The organism is Streptomyces sp. CG 926, assembly GCF_003148825.1.
Lineage (GTDB): Bacteria > Actinomycetota > Actinomycetes > Streptomycetales > Streptomycetaceae > Streptomyces.
In genome coordinates this window covers 230,420-245,641 of sequence record NZ_QGGZ01000009.1, presented here as the reverse complement: position 1 = coordinate 245,641, position 15,222 = coordinate 230,420, and the positions used below count along the sequence as shown (strand labels likewise).

Sequence of the window (15,222 nt, the reverse complement as noted above, 5' to 3'; positions counted from 1 at the left end):
GGCGCCGCCGGTGGAGGTCGGTGGACGCCGTGCCGGGCGCGCGGGTCGCGGAACTGGCCACCGGACAGCTTCCGTTCACCGAGCGCCCGCCGGAACGGGCCGCGCCGGTCGGCGGGTTCCTCTCGGAGCCCGCCGGCGTCAGCGCTTGAGGACGGGGGCGGCGATGACGGCGTTGCCGGTGTCCCGGCAACCCTCCTCCACCTTCAGACGCAGGCGCAGGGCCCCCTTGATGTCCAGTGACTTGGTGACCGGCTTGCCCAGATGGACCGCCTCGGAGAAGAGCGCCGGCTTGTCGTCCACGGAGACGGTCACGCGGGCCTGCTCCATGGTCGAACCGTCGTCGACGCCCACGGTGAACTCCAGCGTGGACCAGGCGCGGTTCACGTCGTACTCGACCGTCGCACCGTAGTAGCAACTGCCGAGAAGGGCGGCGCCGTACTCCTTCGTGTTCAGCTTGGCGGAGCCCACTTCGAAGTGCTGGACCTCGCCGACCGACGACAGCACGGTCAGATCGGCCACGTTGCTGTCCTTCACCGAGCCCGGATCCCCGGGGCTCGCGGAGGAATCCGGGGACGCGGATCCCTTGGGCGAGGACTCGGAGGGCGACGGGTCGGCGGACCCGGTCGCCCGCTCCGACGCCGACGCCCGCGGCGCGCTGCTCCCGCCGGGCTTGTCGCCCGCCGCGGTGTTCTCCTTGTCCTTGTCGCCCAGGAGCTGTACGCCGACCACGGCGAGGGAGGCCAGCACCAGCACCCCGGCCACCGAGCCGAGGATCAGCCCGGTCCGCCGCTTCTTCCTCGGGAGTACGGGCTCCGGGGCGGGAGCCGGGCTGAGGTTGTACGTCGGCCCGTACCCGGCGGGCACCGACGAGGGCTCCGGCAGCGGCTCCGGCCGCGGGGCGGGCTGCGGGACGGTGGCCGGTTCCGACGGCAGGGGTTGCGCCGGCTGCTGCGTGGGCGGTGCGGGCTGCTGCGCCGGCTGTGCGGGTTGCGCCGGCTGTGCGGGTTGCTGCACGGGCTGCGCCGCCGGGGCGTACGTGGGCGGCGGGGTGACGGGCTGCGGCGGAACCACCGGCGGTGGCGGCGTGGCCGGCCTCGGCGGGGTCTCCTGGGCGGCGCGCTGCGAGGTGGCGGTGGTCGTGGACACCACCGCGTGGCGGATGTCCTTCATCCAGCCGGCCAGGTTCACCGGCCGCTTCCCCGGGTCCGCCGAGTAGATCGCGGTGATCCGCGCCCGCTGCTCGGCGTCCAGCACCGCGATCTGCGGCAGCGCGGTCAGCGCCTGCGCCAGCTGCTCCGGCGTGGCCGGCGGGGACTCCCCGCTCAGCAGGAAGTACGCGATCGCGCCGAAGGCGTACCGGTCCGTACCCGGAGTCCGCTTGCCGTCGAAGACCTCAGGCGCCGCATAGCCCGGGGTGAACCAGACCTCGGCCGTCTGGTGGTCGGCGGTCAGCTTGCTGAGGCCGAAGTCCACCAGGGTGGCCTGCCCGTGCGCGTCGACCATCACATTGCCGGGGGAGAGGTCGCCGTGGACGACCTGGCGCCCGGACGGGGTGGCCTTCCCCGAATGCAGCCAGTCCAGGACGTCGGCCAACTGCTCCAGCGTGCGCATCACCTCCCGCCGCTCGGCGGCGGTGGCCAGTGTCCGCTCGGTCCGCCAGTCCCTCAGATCCAGCCCGTCGACGTGGTTCATGACGAGGACGAGCGCCCGCCCCGTCAGGGTCGAGGACTCCCCGGGCCGGTGGATCGGAGGCCCCTCGAAATGCTCGCGCACGCCCACGACACCGGGCCGGTGGACGAACCGCAGCAGCTCGGCCTGCTCGTTCCACTTCTGACTGATCCGGTCGAAGATGTCCGGGGTGATGGTCGTCTTGGAGTCGAGCACTTTGACGACCACGGGTTCGGATCCGCCGGCGAGTTCGATCTCGGCGAGATAGAGCACGGCCTCTCCGCCGCGCCCGATCGAGCGGAGCAGGCGGTACCGGTCGGCTGCCGCGTCCGGACCGATGTGCAGGTTCTGACTGGTCAATGTCCCCCACCTCAAGGTGCTTTGAGAGGCCATCAGCTTCCAGCGGGGAGGGGCGCGCGGTCAACGGGAATCGGAAATCCCCTCGGGGTTCACCCTTTCATCGGCGGGCGCCCGGCTCCGGCAGCCGCCCCATGGGAGGCCTCCGTTCGCCGAGCGCCCGGTCGACAGGGCGGCTGCGGTCAGTCGGTCGTCCGCGCGCCCTCCGGGGCGGTGAAGAAGGCCAGCCGGGCCGGCTTGGCCGGGAGGTATACCTCGGGCAGGTCGATCTCCGGGAGCACGACCTCCGGTCCGAGCACGAAGCCGGTGCGCTCCATCAGGGAGACGGCCTTGGTGTTGCGGGCGTCCGGTTCGACGACCACGCGCCGCGCGGCCTCGTCGGAGAACACGAAGTCGATGAAGACGGTCATCAGGGAGCCGGTGAAGCCGTGCTCGACCGGGCCCGTGGCCGGGCCGATCAGCAGGTGCACGCCGACGTCCCCGGGCCGGACCTCGTAGCACTCGCCGACCCGGTCCTCGGCGCAGTCGTACGTCTGGAACAGGGCGACCTGCTCGCCGTCGCGGCTCACCATGAAGGCGTGGTGGGTGGTGCGGCGGTCGACGTCCTCGTAGATCTCCTGGACCTGTTCGCGGCCGGCCTCGCCCATGCCCCAGAAACGGGCCCGCTCCTGCGTGACCCAGCGGTGGATCAGCGCGGAATCGGCCGCGGGGTCGACGGGGGTGATGGTGACGGTGCCGAAGCCCTCGACCACCTGGGTGTGTACGGGCTGCCGCACGGAGAGGGCGGAGGTCATATCGATTCCTTGTCGAGCCGGGTCCAGTCGGTGACGACGGGGACGAGTTCGCACTGTGCCCACAGGGACAACTGGTCGCGGTGGTGGGGCGCACCGGTGACGCCGTCCGCGCCCAGCGGTACCGCCCACAGGCTGTCCTCGCGGCGGGCGAGGTCCCAGACGTAACGGGCCGCCGACGCGCGGGCGGTGAGGTCGGTGAAACCGGGGACGGTGGAGGTGGCGTTCACGCAGTCGTGGTCACCGCCGAGGCCGGGCCACTCGGTGGCCTCCAGGTCGGGCACCGCCTGCCAGGGCGTGAGGCGGTGGACCTGCGACCAGGGGGTGTCGGGGGTGTCGGCCGCGGCCGTCTCCTCCAGGGCGGCCCGGACGTGCGCCGCCCGGTCGAGGCCGGGGACGAGGGAGGTGGTGAGCAGGCCTTCGAGGGCGTAGCCGATCTTCGGGACCAGGTACAGCCAGGGGTGGAAGACGGCCGGGCCGGGAGGCGCCCCCCACAGGCCCTCGAAGACGGGGTCGGCGGCGAAGCGGCGTACGGTCGCGCTACGGAAGGCCGAGAAGACGGTGGCGTCGGCGCTGTCGGCCGCCATGTGCCGGTCCCAGGCCAGCAGTCGGGTCCGCAGGGCCCGCGCCGCCGGGGTCAGGTCCTCGAAGCCGGGCAGCAGCGCGAGCAGGGGCGCGGCCGAGGCCAGGTACGTGTCCCGGTGTACGTCGGCCATCGCCTTCGGGGACCAGTCCGCGGAGCCGCTGAGCAGCTCGCGGATGCGGTCGGCGCGGTGCGGGGGCGCGAACTCCACGCCGAGCGGGGAGGCGATACCGCGCGCGTTCGCCATCACCGCGAAGCCCTGCACCGGCTCGGCGGGGGTCGGGGCCCAGCCCTGCCAGGCGTGCCGCGGGTCCCAGGCGGGCACGGGGCGCAGCCGGTTGGCGCGGCGGCGCACCGGCACGGCGCCCGCGACGCGGTGCAGCAGGCCGCCCGCGGAGTCGGCGGCGTGGACGACGTTGACCGGCTCGGCCCAGCCGTCGAAGGCCCGGTCGATGTCGGCGACGGTGCGGGCGCGCAGCAGCGCGGGGAGGGCGGCGAAGCCGAGGTCCAGGCGGACGCGCGGCGGGTAGCGCAGGGAGAGGGTCTGGGGGCTGCCGTCGGCGTGGCCCTCGGTGTCGGCGTGCGCGTCGGCGCCGAGGTCGCCGTCCGCGTGGACGATCACGGGTCCGCGCGGGGTCTCCAGGATCTCCACCTCGACGTCGTCGCCGTCGGACACGGTGATGGTCTCGGTATGGCGGGAGACGGGCTCCCAGACGTCGTCCGGGCCGAGGGCGTGGACGGTGCCGTCGTCCGCACGGCGCAACTGCTCGACGTACAGGTCCTGGTAGTCGGACATCGCGTTGGTGATCGCCCAGGCGGCCGTGCCGGTGTGCCCGAAGTGGCCGAGGCCGGGGACGCCGGGGACGGCGAGGCCCAGGACGTCGTAGTCCGGGCAGGAGAGACGTATCTGCTGGTAGACGCCCGGGTCCTCGATGAACCGGTGCGGGTCGCCCGCGATGATCGCCGAGCCGGAGGTGGTGCGGTCGCCCGGCACCAGCCAGCCGTTGCTGCCGGCCGTGCCGGGGCCGTCGGTGGCGAAGAGGGTGACCGCCTCGTCGCCGAGGGCACGGGCCACGCGTTCGCGCCAGAGCTTGGTGGCGAAGCCGGCGAACAGGATGTGCGTGGCGATCCAGATCGCCAGTGGTACCCACGGCTCCCAGGGGGTGGGGGTCGGACCCGTGCGGGCGAAGCGCTCGTCACGGGCGGCGCCGGCGGCGAGCCCCTCGTTGACGCCGTCCACGTACGCGCGCACCCAGGCGGCGGTGCCGGGGTCGTCGGCCTCCATGGCCGCGTAGCAGCGACGGGCCGTGTCGGCCAGCCGGGACTGGCGGGCGAAGCGGTCCCAGGTGACGGCGTCCGCGCCGAGGAAGGAGGCGCTGGAGCCCTCGGCGCGGTGCCGTTCGACCTCCAACTGCCAGGCGCGGTCGTAGGCGGTGACCCGGCCCTGGGCGTGGACGAGCCGGAGTTCGTCGGATGCGCGGAGGTGGGGGATGCCCCACTCGTCGCGGTACACCCCGTAGGATTCCGGGGTCTCCACCGAAGGCTCGTCCCGGTCCGCTCCGTGCGACCGGGCGTCGCCGTTCTCGCTGCTGGCACTGCTCACGCTGCTCACACTCTTCCCCGACGTGCGTTTAGGTTAGGCTGACCTAACTATAGGGGCGCTAGGGGAGGGGTCGGACATGGCGGTCGGCAAGGGCTGGGAGGGCGTGGTCCTCAAGCTCATGCGGGGCAAGGACTTCACGTTCACGGTCACGGGAGCGGAAGACCTGACGGAGAACTACCGCCGCGTGAGCTTCACGGACGGCGGGCTGCTCGCGGCCGCGGGCGCGTCGCTGCACGCGACGATGTGGGTACGCGTCTGGTTCCAGGGCGCGGGCAAGCCGCACCAGCGGGCCTACACGCTCGTGGACCCGGACCCGCAAACGGGCACCTTCAGCTTCGAGTTCGCCCTGCACGACGGGGTCGCCAGCGCGTGGGCGCGCGGGGCCAAGCCGGGCGACACGGTCGAGGCCACCGTCCAGGGCACCGGATTCACGGCCCCGACGCCGGCACCGGAGCGGCTGCTCGTCGTCGGCGACGCGGCGTCCCTGCCGGCGATCAACTCGCTGCTGGACACGTACCCGCAGACCCCGGCGACCATCTGGTTCGAGACGCAGCACGACGCGGACGAGCAGCTGCCGATGCGGGTGGAGCAGGGCCGGCACGACATCCGCCGGGTCCGGCGCGACGGTACGGCCCTGGCCGACCGGGTGCGCGCCGAGCTGCCCGCCCTGGCCGGGGACCCGGAGGCGGCGTTCGTCTGGCTGGCGTGCGACACCGTGACGACGCGCGCCCTGACGGCGTACCTGCGCAAGGAACTCGCCCTGCCCAAGCACCGGGTGAACGCCCTGGGCTACTGGCGCCCCGAGGCCTGAGCCGGCCACGGACCGGCCAGGCCGTCTCTTTCGGATCCTGTCGGGTCCGGCCCGCCGGCGCGGCACCTCGCGGCGTTGTCGGGGGGCCCGAGTACGTCCGGTACACGGGCGCCCCTCCGCCCTGCCGGGCACGGCACCGGACGCCGCGGGCTCGGCCGACACGATCCGAAAGAGACGGCCTAGGCGCCGGTCGTGCCGTCGATCCCCTCGCGGAGGAAGTCGGCGTGGCCGTTGTGGCGGGCGTACTCGTGGATGAGGTGGAGCATCACCAGGCGCAGTGAGGCCTCCTCCTCCCAGCTCGGCACGTACGCCGTCACGTCCAGGGACTCGGCGGCCGCCTCGATCCGGCGGGCGTGCTCGACCTCCTCCTGCCAGGCGGAGAACGCCTGCGCGCGGCTGGAGCCGGAGGCGTCGTAGGCGGCCTGGAAGTCGTGCGTGTCCGACCACAGGTGCGGGAGGTCCTGGCCGTCCAGGACCCGGCGGAACCAGTGCCGCTCGACCTCGGCCATGTGCCGGACCAGCCCCAGCAGGGACAGCGTGGACGGGGGCATCGAGGCGCGACGCAGCTGCTCGTCGGTGAGGTCCTCGCACTTCCAGGCGAGGGTGGCCCGGTGGTAGTCGAGGAAGGTCCGGAGGGTCTCGCGTTCGTCCCCGGTCAGGGGCGGGCTGATGCGTTCCATGGGAGTGATCTTGCCGGTTGTCGCCGGACCGGCATAGGGCCGGACCGGCATAGGGCCGGACCGGCATCGGGCGGGACAGGCTCCGCTCTAGGAGGCGGCGGCGGTCCACACGTACGGCACCGTCACGCCCAGGACCCCGAAGCCCAGTCGCTCCAGGATCGGGCGGCTGTCGTCCGACGCGTCCACCTGCAGGTAGGCGATGCCGAGTTCCGCCGCGAGGCGGGCACGGTGGGCGACCAGCAGGCGGTAGATGCCCCGACCGCGCCACTCGGGGAGCGTGCCACCGCCCCAGAGGCCCGCGAAGGCCAGGCCCGGACGCATCTCCATCCGGGCCGCGCTGACCGGGGTGTCGCCCGCCATCGCGAGCACGGCGGCGATCGTCTCCGGTTCGTCCCGGAGCCGGCCGAGCAGCTGCTCCCGGAGATCCGGCCGCTCCCTCCCGAAGGCCCCGGCGTGGACCCGCATCATCTCCTCGACGCCCTCCTCGTCCGTCACCACCCGCACGGTGATCCCCTCGGGCGGCTCCACCGGCAGCTTCGCGAGCTCGGACACCAGGCCCACCATCAGGGTCTCGGGCGGCTCCGGCACGAAGCCCGCCGCCCGCAGCCGGTCCCCGAGGTCCGCGGGCCGGTCGTGGGCGTACAGCTTCCACTCGAACTCCGGACAGCCACGCTCCGCGTAGAACGCCACCTGCGCCGCGATCTCCGCGTCCGCCGTCCCCTCGTCGAGGTCCGACCAGAGCACTCCGTTCCACCCGAGCGCGGGCGCGACGTGCCGTACGACGGCGCCCGCCCGTTCCACGCTCGCCCGGGCGTCCGCCTGCGCGCCTTCGCGCACCTCGGCGTCGAAGCGGGCACGCACCTTCATCAGTTCATCAAGATCGATCGTCATGGCCGCAGCTCACCACCGTCGGGCGCGTGCCACAACTGCATTAGCCTCACCCCCGTGAACCACGACTCCACCATCTACACCGGTAAGGCCACCCCCGACGCGGCAGCCGACCGCGGCTGGCTCCTCGGCCACTTCAAGGACCCCTCCGACCCCCGCCACAGCGAGGACGTGGAGATCAAATGGGGTGTCCACCCCAAGGGCGACGAGCGGGAGCGGTGGGCGACCGCGGAGAAGCGCACCGCACTGCTGGTGCTGATCAGCGGACGCTTCCGGCTGGAGTTCCCCGAGCGCACCGTCGTCCTCGCCGAACAGGGGGACTACGTGCTCTGGGGGCGCGGGGTCGACCACTCCTGGTACGCCGAGGAGGACGCCGTCGTCCTCACCGTCCGGTGGCCCTCGATCCCGGGCTACCGGGTGGACGAGCCCGAAGCGCAGCTGGAGGCCGGGGCCTCGGGCCACGCCGCGCTGTGACAATGCACACGAAACGGGCCGACGATCTCGAAACGCTGAGATCGTCGAAGGTGTAGACCCTCTGCACCGAGCCTCCCCGTGGTGACCCCTCGGGCCCTCGGCCGGGCCTTCACGCGTTCATGCGTTCTTTGCGACGGGCTGCCTCCCGGTAAAGATCCGAACCACCAGGGAGCACGTCCGTTGGCTGTAATCGCACGCTGGTGCATGCGCCACCGCCTCCTCGCCGTGCTCATCTGGCTGCTCGCACTCGGCGGGACCGCGGCCGCCGCGGTGTCCGCCGGGTCGGCGTTCTCCAACGACTACGAGGTCCCCGGCACCGAGTCCGGCAAGGCGAACGCCCTCCTGCGCGAAGGCTTCCACGGCCAGGGCGGCGACACCGACAGCGTCGTGTGGCGGGCCCCGGACCGGCAGAGCGTGCGCACGCCGGACATCGAGCGGCGCATGACGGCGGCCCTGGAGGCCGTCGCCGCGCTCCCCGGCGTCGGATCGGTCGCCGGACCCTACGGTCCCGCCCCCGAGAACATCGCGCGGATCAGCCCCGACGGGCGCACCGCCTACGCGGTGGTGACCTTCGACCGGCCGGCCGACTCCGTCCCCAAGGGCCAGGCCAGGGCCGTGGTCGAGGCGGCGAAGAACCCCACCACCGAGGCCGGCGGGCTCCAGGTCGAACTGGGCGGCCGCGCCATCCAGCTCACCGAGGCCCCCACCGCCCACCTCGCCGAGGTCATCGGCGTCGCCGTCGCGGCCCTGGTCCTCTTCCTCGCCTTCGGCTCGCTCGCCGCGAGCCTGCTGCCCATCGCGACCGCCCTGGTCAGCGTGGGCACCGCCTATTTCGGCATCACCCTGCTCGGCCACGCGATGCCGGTCGCCGACTTCGCCCCGATGCTCGGCACCCTGATCGGCCTCGGCGTGGGCATCGACTACGCGCTGTTCATCGTCACCCGGCACCGCAAGGGCCTGGCGCGGGGCAGCACCGTCGAGGAGGCGGCCGCGAACGCCGTCGCCACCACCGGCCGGGCCGTCGTCTTCGCCGGCGCCACCGTCTGCATCGCCCTGCTCGGCATGCTGGTGCTGCGGCTGAACTTCCTGAACGGCGTCGCCATCGCGGCCTCCGTCACGGTGGTCCTGACGGTCGCCGCCTCGATCACCCTGCTGCCCGCCCTCCTCTCCTACATCGGCATGCGGGCCCTCTCGCGCCGCGAGCGCCGCAGGCTCGCCGCCGAGGGCCCGCGTCCCGAGCAGACCTCCGGCTTCGCCGCCCGCTGGTCCGCCTTCGTCGAGCGTCACCCCAAGCTGCTGGGCGCCGTCGCCACCGCGGTCATGCTGGTGCTGGCCCTGCCCACGCTCTCCCTCCACCTGGGCACCTCCGACCAGGGCAACAACCCGGCCACCTCCACCACCCGGCAGGCCTACGACCTGCTGGCGGAAGGCTTCGGCCCCGGTACCAACGGCCCCCTCACCGTCGTCGCCCGACTGGACGGCGCCGGCGACCGGCTCGCCGTGGACCGGCTCACACAGGCGCTCCGCACCACCGAGGGCGTCGCCGACACCGGCCCCGCCGTGCTCAACCGCAGCGGCGACACCGCCGTCCTCACCGTCGTCCCGGACTCCGCCCCGCAGTCCCGGGCCACGAGCGACCTCGTCGACAGGCTCCGCGAGGACGTCATACCGGCCGCCGGCGCCGGCAACTCCATGCAGGTGCACGTCGGCGGTGTGACGGCCGCCTACGACGACTTCGCCGAGGTCATCATCGGCAAGCTGCCGCTCTTCGTCGGCGTGGTCATCGCCCTCGGCTGCGTGCTCCTGCTGCTGGCCTTCCGGTCCATCGGCATCCCGCTCAAGGCGGCGGCCATGAACGTCGCCGCTGTCGCCTCCTCCTTCGGCGTCGTGGTCGCCGTCTTCCAATGGGGCTGGGGCAGCGAGCTGCTGGGCCTGGGCAGCGCCGGCCCGATCGAACCCTTCCTGCCCGTGATCATGGTGTCCGTCCTGTTCGGACTGTCGATGGACTACCAGGTCTTCCTCGTCAGCCGGATGTACGAGGAGTGGCTGGAGACCGGCGACAACAGACGGGCCGTGCGCGTGGGCCTCGCCGAGACCAGCCGGGTCATCAACTCGGCGGCCGTCATCATGATCTCCGTCTTCCTGGCCTTCGTGCTCAGCGGCGACCGGATCATCGCGATGTTCGGCATCGCGCTCGCCGCGGCCGTGGCCCTCGACGCCTTCGTGCTGCGCACCCTCCTCGTCCCGGCCCTGATGCACCTGCTCGGCGGGGCCAACTGGTGGCTGCCCGTCTGGCTCGACCGGCGGCTGCCCAAGATCAGCATCGAGCCCCCCGAACGCCACCCGCATGCCAGACTTCCCGAGCAGCGGCCCGCCCCTGACCTCGCCACGAGCGAGGACGGCGCCGAGCCCGCCACCAGCTCCCGGTGATCCGGCCACCCGCCGCCCGAGACCCAAGGAAGACCGAGCATGTTCTCCATAGACCTCGCCGAAGACGCCCAGCTGTTCCCGCTGGAGGCCCGGCACGCCGAGGAGTTCTTCGCGCACATCGAGCGCGGACGCGCGTACATCGGCGAATACATCGGCTTCCCGGACCGGGCCACCGACCTCGACTCCGCCCGGGCCCTGCTCGCCACGTACGCGGTGACGGCGGGTGAGGACGGCGCCCGGTTCTTCGGTATCCGACTCGACGGAACCCTGGTGGGCGGGGTCCTCTTCCGGACGTTCGAGGCGCACTCCGGCAACTGTGAGATCGGCTGCTGGCTGGAGCCCGACGCGGCCGGCCGCGGACTGGTCACCAAGGCCTGCCAGGTCCTGATCGACTACGCCTTCGGCGAGCGCGGTCTGCACCGCGTCGAGTGGCACGCCGCCTCCGGCAACAAGAAGAGCCTCGCCGTGGCCGCGCGCCTCGGCATGACCCGCGACGGCGTCATGCGGGAGAACCACCTCCACCACGGAGTCCGCCAGGACACCGAGGTCTGGTCGATCCTCTCCCACGAGTGGGCCGCGACCCGCTCCGTCTGAGCCCGGTCCGGGCCCTGTCCGGGGGCCGCTCGCCAGGGGCCCCGCCGACCGCGGGGCCCACCACGGCCGGAGTCGGCGGATTCTCAGAAAACTCTCAGACAGGGCGCCTACGGTGCCCCGCATGGACACCACGAAGACCCCCGCCCCGAACGCCGCCGAGGCGGACACCACCCCGGTCGCCCTCGACAAGACCGAGACCGGCCGGCCGGCCGAGGCCGAAGCCGCCGCGGCGGTCACCGATGAGGCCACCGACGAGGTCACCGACGCGGACCTGGACGACGAGGCGCTCGCCGAGGACGAGGACCGTGAGCCGAGCCACGTCGGATCCGCCGCCTTCGCGATCGTCGCCGCAGGTCTCGGTGTCGTCGCCCTCAGCGGGAGCTGGGTCGCGGGCATCGTGTCCGAGCGCGCGAGCATCGCCGCCCGGCTTGAGCTGACCCAGGCCGCCGACGCCAACGCGCAGATCGCCGCCCAGTTCGTCGACCCGTGGCACACCACCGCCATGGTGAACGGCATCTTCTCCGCCCTCGCCCTGATCGTCGCCACCTTCGTGCTGGCCCTCCCCGCCTTCAGCAGCCCCGAGCGCACCCTGCCCACCTGGGTGCGGTCCGTGTCCTGGGCGGGCATCGGCCTGGGCGCCCTCGGCGTACTGCTCTTCGTCCTCATGTACTTCGACCTCCTCCTGGCCATTCCCAAGGCGGCCGGGGCCGGCGCCTAGGCAGTGCCTTAGGTCCCCACGGACCGACCCGGGGCTCCCGGGCCCCGGCCTAAGGCCCCCTGCTCCCGGCAGATGCGGCATGCGACCGATGTGCCGGCACCCCCTGGGGCGCGAATCTTGGATCACACCGAACGAGGTGCCCGAGCAACGCGACCAGGGAGCAGAGATGTTCGAGTACGAGATCGCCACCGCCGTCCGCAGCGCCGACCTCATCCGTGAGGCGGCCGAGTACCGTGCGGCCCGGTCGGCGGGGAAGGCGCACCGCGCCTCCTCGCCCGACCAGGAACACGTGAGGCGGGTGAGAACCTTCCGCAGCCGCCTCGCCCGCTCCGCGCCGCGCACCGCGTGAACTGACACGTGATGAGAAGCGCACCGGCGGCGAGTGCCGCCGAGCAGGACCTCTGTGCGATGCTCGGCGGCGTGGAGACCAGATCTGTCAGCCCGGTGTTCGTCGGCCGAGCCGATGAACTGGCCGTACTCACCGACGCACTGACCCGCGCCGCCGGGCGGGAACCGCAGGCGATGCTCATCGGGGGAGAGGCCGGAGTCGGCAAGACCCGCCTCACCGAGGAGTTCCTCTGCGAGGCGGACCGCCGCGGCGCCGTCGTCGCCGTCGGAGGCTGTGTGGAGATCGGGGCGGAGGGCCTTCCCTTCGCCCCGTTCTCGACGGCTCTGCGCACCCTGCACCGGCTGCTGCCCGAGGAGTTGGCCGCCGCTGCCGCCGGTCAGGAGGACGAACTCGCCCGCATCCTCCCCGAACTCGGCGACACCCCGCGCGGCCCGCACGACGAGGAGAGCACCGCCCGGCTCTTCGAACTGACGGCCCGGATGCTGGAGCGTCTCGCCGCCGACCGCACCGTCGTCCTCGTCCTGGAGGACCTGCACTGGGCGGACACCTCCACCCGGCACCTGCTGTCCTACCTCTTCCGCACCCTCGGCAGCGGTCGGCTCGTCGTCGTCGCCACCTACCGCGCGGACGACGTGCACCGGCGTCACCCGCTGCGCCCGCTCCTCGCCGAACTCGACCGGCTCCGCACCGTCCGGCGCATCGAACTGTCCCGCTTCAACCGGGCCGAAGTGCGCCGCCAGCTCGCCGGCATCCTCGCCGCACAGCCCGACGAGGACTTCGTCGACTCCGTCTTCGACCGGTCGGACGGCAACGCCTTCTTCGTCGAGGAACTCGTCGCCTCCAAGGAGAGCGGCTGCCGCACCGGACTCACCGAATCCCTGCGCGACCTGCTCCTCGTCCGCGTCGAGGTGCTCCCCGACGAGACCCAGCGGCTGGTGCGCATCGTCGCCGAGGGCGGCTCCACCGTGGAGTACCCGCTGCTGCGCGCCGTCGCCGGGCTCACCGAGGACGAGCTGATCGAGGCGCTGCGAGCCGCCGTCGGAGCCAACATCCTGCTCGCCAGCGCCGACGGCGACGGCTACCGCTTCCGCCACTCCCTGGTCCGCGAGGCCGTCAGTGACGACCTGCTGCCCGGGGAGCGGGCCCGCGTCAACCGCCGCTACGCCGAGGCGATGGAGGCCGACGGGTCGCTGGTCCGGGCCGAGGAGCGCGTCATCCGGCTGGCCAGCTTCTGGTACCACGCGAACGATCCCGCCAAGGCGCTGCCCGCCGTACTGGCCGCCTCCGTCGCGGCTCGCCGCCGGCACGCCTACTCCGAGCAACTGCGCCTGCTGGAGCGGGCCATGGACCTGTGGGACAGCGCCCCGGAAAGCGTCCGCGAGGCGCTCCGCCCGGCGGACTACACCGAGGTGTACCCCCCGTGCGGCTGCGACCCGGCCACCACCGCGCTGCGCCGCATCGACCTGCTGGCCGAGGCCACCGTGGCGGCCCGCTACGGCGGCGAGCGCGACCGCGCCCTGAAGATCACGAAGATGGCGCTGCGCCTGCTGGAGGACGACCACGACCCGCTGCGGGCCGCCTGGTTCTGGACCGAACGCTCCCGGCTGATCGCCGGACTCGGCCGCGGCGACGGCTGGGAGGAGATAGCCAAGGCCCAGGACCTCGTCCGGGGGCTGCCCCCGTCCCAGGTGCACGCCGAGGTCCTGGTCCGGGCCGCGAGCTGGGGCATGCTTCACAACCCGGGCCCCGACAACCTCGCCGCGGCCGAACGCGCGGTCGAGTACGCACGCATGGTCGGCGCCGAGGAGACCGAACTCAACGCCCGGATCACGGTCGGCGCCCTGCGCGCCGACTCCGGCGACGGCGAGGGCGGCCTCGCGGAGATGCGCGCGGTCGTGGAACGGACCACGCAGCTCGGACTCACGATGCTGGCCGGGCGTGCGCATATCAATCTCACCTCTCAGTTGGAAAGCCTGGGACGGTCCCAGGAAGCCGTGGAACTCGCCGAACAAGGGGCCGAACTGGTCCGCAGGTCCCGGCTCCTGGACAGCGAGGCCTGGGTCTGCGGAAACATGGCCGAGAGCCTCTACAGCCTCGGACGCTGGGACGAGGCCACCGAGGCGGCCCGGCGAACCCTGCTGGTGGGCCAGAGCGCCGCCCCGCGCGGCTGCGCCTCGGCGCGCCTCGCCTACCTGGCCCTGGCCCGCGGAGAGTTGGCCGAAGCGGCCCACCAGCTCGCCGCGGCCCACACCCACTACGGCACCCACGAGACCCAGCCCCAGCACCGGATCCCGCTCCGCCGCCTCTCGATCGGCCTGGCCGCGGCGGAGGGCCGGATCGCCGACGTCCGCGCCGAGACCGCCGCTGCCGCCGCCTACGGATTCCCGCTCGGGCAGCACCGCTACGCCTGGCCGCTGCTGCTCGCCGCCGCCACCGCGGAGGCGGACGCCCGGGGCCTCCCGGCCGCCGAGGCCGGCCGGGAGGCGGCCCTGGCCGTGCTGCGCACCGCCGCCCGCTCCCTCGCCACCCCGGTCCCTGTCTGGGCCGCCCACGCCGAGTACCTCCGGGCCGAGCTGCTCCGGGCCGAGGCCCGGGACACCCTCACCGACTGGACCGCCGTCGAGCAGGCCGTCCGCCCGCTGGAACGCCCGTACCTGCTGGCCAGAGCCTGTCACCGGCTGGCCGAGGCCCTGCTCGCCGCCGGTGACCGGGAGCCCGCGGCCCTCCTGCTCCGCGAGGCCTACGCCACCGCCGAGCGGATCGGCTCACGCATGCTGCGCGAGGACCTGGCCCTGCTGGCCCAGCGCGCCCGCCTCCCGCTGACCGACGCCGACAGCGCCGCCACCCCGCCGGCGCCCGAGACCGACCCGGTCGAGGCACTCGGGCTGACCAGCCGCGAGCGGGACGTCCTGCGCCTGGTGGCGGCCGGCAGCACCAACCGGAAGATCGCCGAGGAACTCTTCATCTCCCCGAAGACGGCGAGCGTGCACGTCTCGAACATCCTCGCGAAGCTCGGTGTCGCCGGTCGCGGCGAGGCGGCCGCCCTCGCCCACCGGCTGCGTCTCTTCGCCGGGCCCGCCCCGGTCAGTCCCCGTCCGGAGGTTGCTCGTCCAGGCGTATGAGCACCCTGCCGGATTCGAGGTCTATCGGCCCCCGCCCCGGATCGTTGTCATCGACGTCGGTCCGGGACAGCTCCAGCCGCTTCTTCTCCTCGTCGGTGTGCTTGCGCCCCGGGTTGAACAGTTCTTCGATCATGTTGAACACCCTGCTCACCAC

The 15,222-nt window shown here is 73.1% G+C and carries 14 protein-coding genes; 8 read left to right on the top strand and 6 right to left on the bottom strand.

Annotated features, from left to right (window positions below; all coding sequences use genetic code 11):
* The first annotated feature begins 20 nt into the window (after window positions 1-20).
* Window positions 21-149: a hypothetical protein gene (locus BCL76_RS39920; RefSeq protein ID WP_258309872.1), complete on the top strand. Its 129-nt coding sequence runs from the start codon at window positions 21-23 to the stop codon at window positions 147-149.
* Here the strand turns inward: BCL76_RS39920 and BCL76_RS24510 are convergent.
* The 3 genes from BCL76_RS24510 to BCL76_RS24500 all read right to left on the bottom strand — a co-directional run bounded on the left by BCL76_RS24510 (window position 139) and on the right by BCL76_RS24500 (window position 4,936).
* The gene (locus tag BCL76_RS24510; protein WP_181382701.1) at window positions 139-2,028 is read right to left on the bottom strand and encodes a protein kinase domain-containing protein; all 1,890 of its coding nucleotides are present in this window, start codon (window positions 2,026-2,028) and stop codon (window positions 139-141) included. The genes BCL76_RS39920 and BCL76_RS24510 overlap by 11 nt on opposite strands.
* 179 nt (window positions 2,029-2,207) lie before the next feature.
* Window positions 2,208-2,819, bottom strand: a complete 612-nt coding sequence (locus tag BCL76_RS24505) for a GNAT family N-acetyltransferase (protein WP_109781558.1) — start codon at window positions 2,817-2,819, stop codon at window positions 2,208-2,210.
* Entirely contained in the window at window positions 2,816-4,936 is a 2,121-nt protein-coding gene (locus tag BCL76_RS24500) for a penicillin acylase family protein (protein ID WP_181382722.1), read from the bottom strand. The genes BCL76_RS24505 and BCL76_RS24500 overlap by 4 nt, the downstream gene beginning before the upstream one ends.
* A gap of 142 nt (window positions 4,937-5,078) precedes the next feature.
* Here BCL76_RS24500 and BCL76_RS24495 point away from each other — a divergent pair, with 142 nt between their 5' ends.
* A complete protein-coding gene (locus BCL76_RS24495) occupies window positions 5,079-5,813 on the top strand; it encodes a siderophore-interacting protein (RefSeq protein WP_109781556.1) in 735 nt (244 codons plus the stop codon).
* 179 nt (window positions 5,814-5,992) lie between these two features.
* Here the strand turns inward: BCL76_RS24495 and BCL76_RS24490 are convergent, their stop codons facing one another.
* Window positions 5,993-6,493 carry a DinB family protein gene (locus BCL76_RS24490; protein ID WP_109781665.1) on the bottom strand — a complete coding sequence of 167 codons (501 nt, stop codon included), beginning with the start codon at window positions 6,491-6,493 and terminating at the stop codon, window positions 5,993-5,995.
* An 87-nt stretch (window positions 6,494-6,580) separates the two neighbouring features.
* Window positions 6,581-7,384 carry a GNAT family N-acetyltransferase gene (locus tag BCL76_RS24485; protein WP_109781555.1) on the bottom strand — a complete coding sequence of 268 codons (804 nt, stop codon included), beginning with the start codon at window positions 7,382-7,384 and terminating at the stop codon, window positions 6,581-6,583.
* Between the two features lie 54 nt (window positions 7,385-7,438).
* Between BCL76_RS24485 and BCL76_RS24480 the strand changes: the two genes are divergently transcribed.
* The 6 genes from BCL76_RS24480 to BCL76_RS40380 all read left to right on the top strand — a co-directional run bounded on the left by BCL76_RS24480 (window position 7,439) and on the right by BCL76_RS40380 (window position 15,068).
* Window positions 7,439-7,855: a signal peptidase I gene (locus BCL76_RS24480; protein ID WP_181382700.1), complete on the top strand. Its 417-nt coding sequence runs from the start codon at window positions 7,439-7,441 to the stop codon at window positions 7,853-7,855.
* Window positions 7,856-8,035: 180 nt separating this feature from the next.
* On the top strand, window positions 8,036-10,285 hold the full coding sequence (locus BCL76_RS24475) for an MMPL family transporter (RefSeq protein WP_109781554.1): 2,250 nt from the start codon (window positions 8,036-8,038) through the stop codon (window positions 10,283-10,285).
* A 39-nt stretch (window positions 10,286-10,324) separates the two neighbouring features.
* Entirely contained in the window at window positions 10,325-10,879 is a 555-nt protein-coding gene (locus tag BCL76_RS24470; RefSeq protein ID WP_109781553.1) for a GNAT family N-acetyltransferase, read from the top strand.
* A gap of 121 nt (window positions 10,880-11,000) precedes the next feature.
* Window positions 11,001-11,597, top strand: a complete 597-nt coding sequence (locus BCL76_RS24465; protein ID WP_109781552.1) for a hypothetical protein — start codon at window positions 11,001-11,003, stop codon at window positions 11,595-11,597.
* A gap of 166 nt (window positions 11,598-11,763) precedes the next feature.
* Window positions 11,764-11,946 carry a hypothetical protein gene (locus BCL76_RS24460; RefSeq protein WP_109781551.1) on the top strand — a complete coding sequence of 61 codons (183 nt, stop codon included), beginning with the start codon at window positions 11,764-11,766 and terminating at the stop codon, window positions 11,944-11,946.
* A 59-nt stretch (window positions 11,947-12,005) separates the two neighbouring features.
* Window positions 12,006-15,068, top strand: a complete 3,063-nt coding sequence (locus BCL76_RS40380) for a helix-turn-helix transcriptional regulator (RefSeq protein WP_109781550.1) — start codon at window positions 12,006-12,008, stop codon at window positions 15,066-15,068.
* Here BCL76_RS40380 and BCL76_RS39100 read toward each other — a convergent pair.
* The gene (locus BCL76_RS39100) at window positions 15,031-15,201 is read right to left on the bottom strand and encodes a DUF6191 domain-containing protein (RefSeq protein ID WP_258309871.1); all 171 of its coding nucleotides are present in this window, start codon (window positions 15,199-15,201) and stop codon (window positions 15,031-15,033) included. The two genes, BCL76_RS40380 and BCL76_RS39100, sit on opposite strands and share 38 nt — an antisense overlap.
* Between the last annotated feature and the right edge of the window lie 21 nt (window positions 15,202-15,222).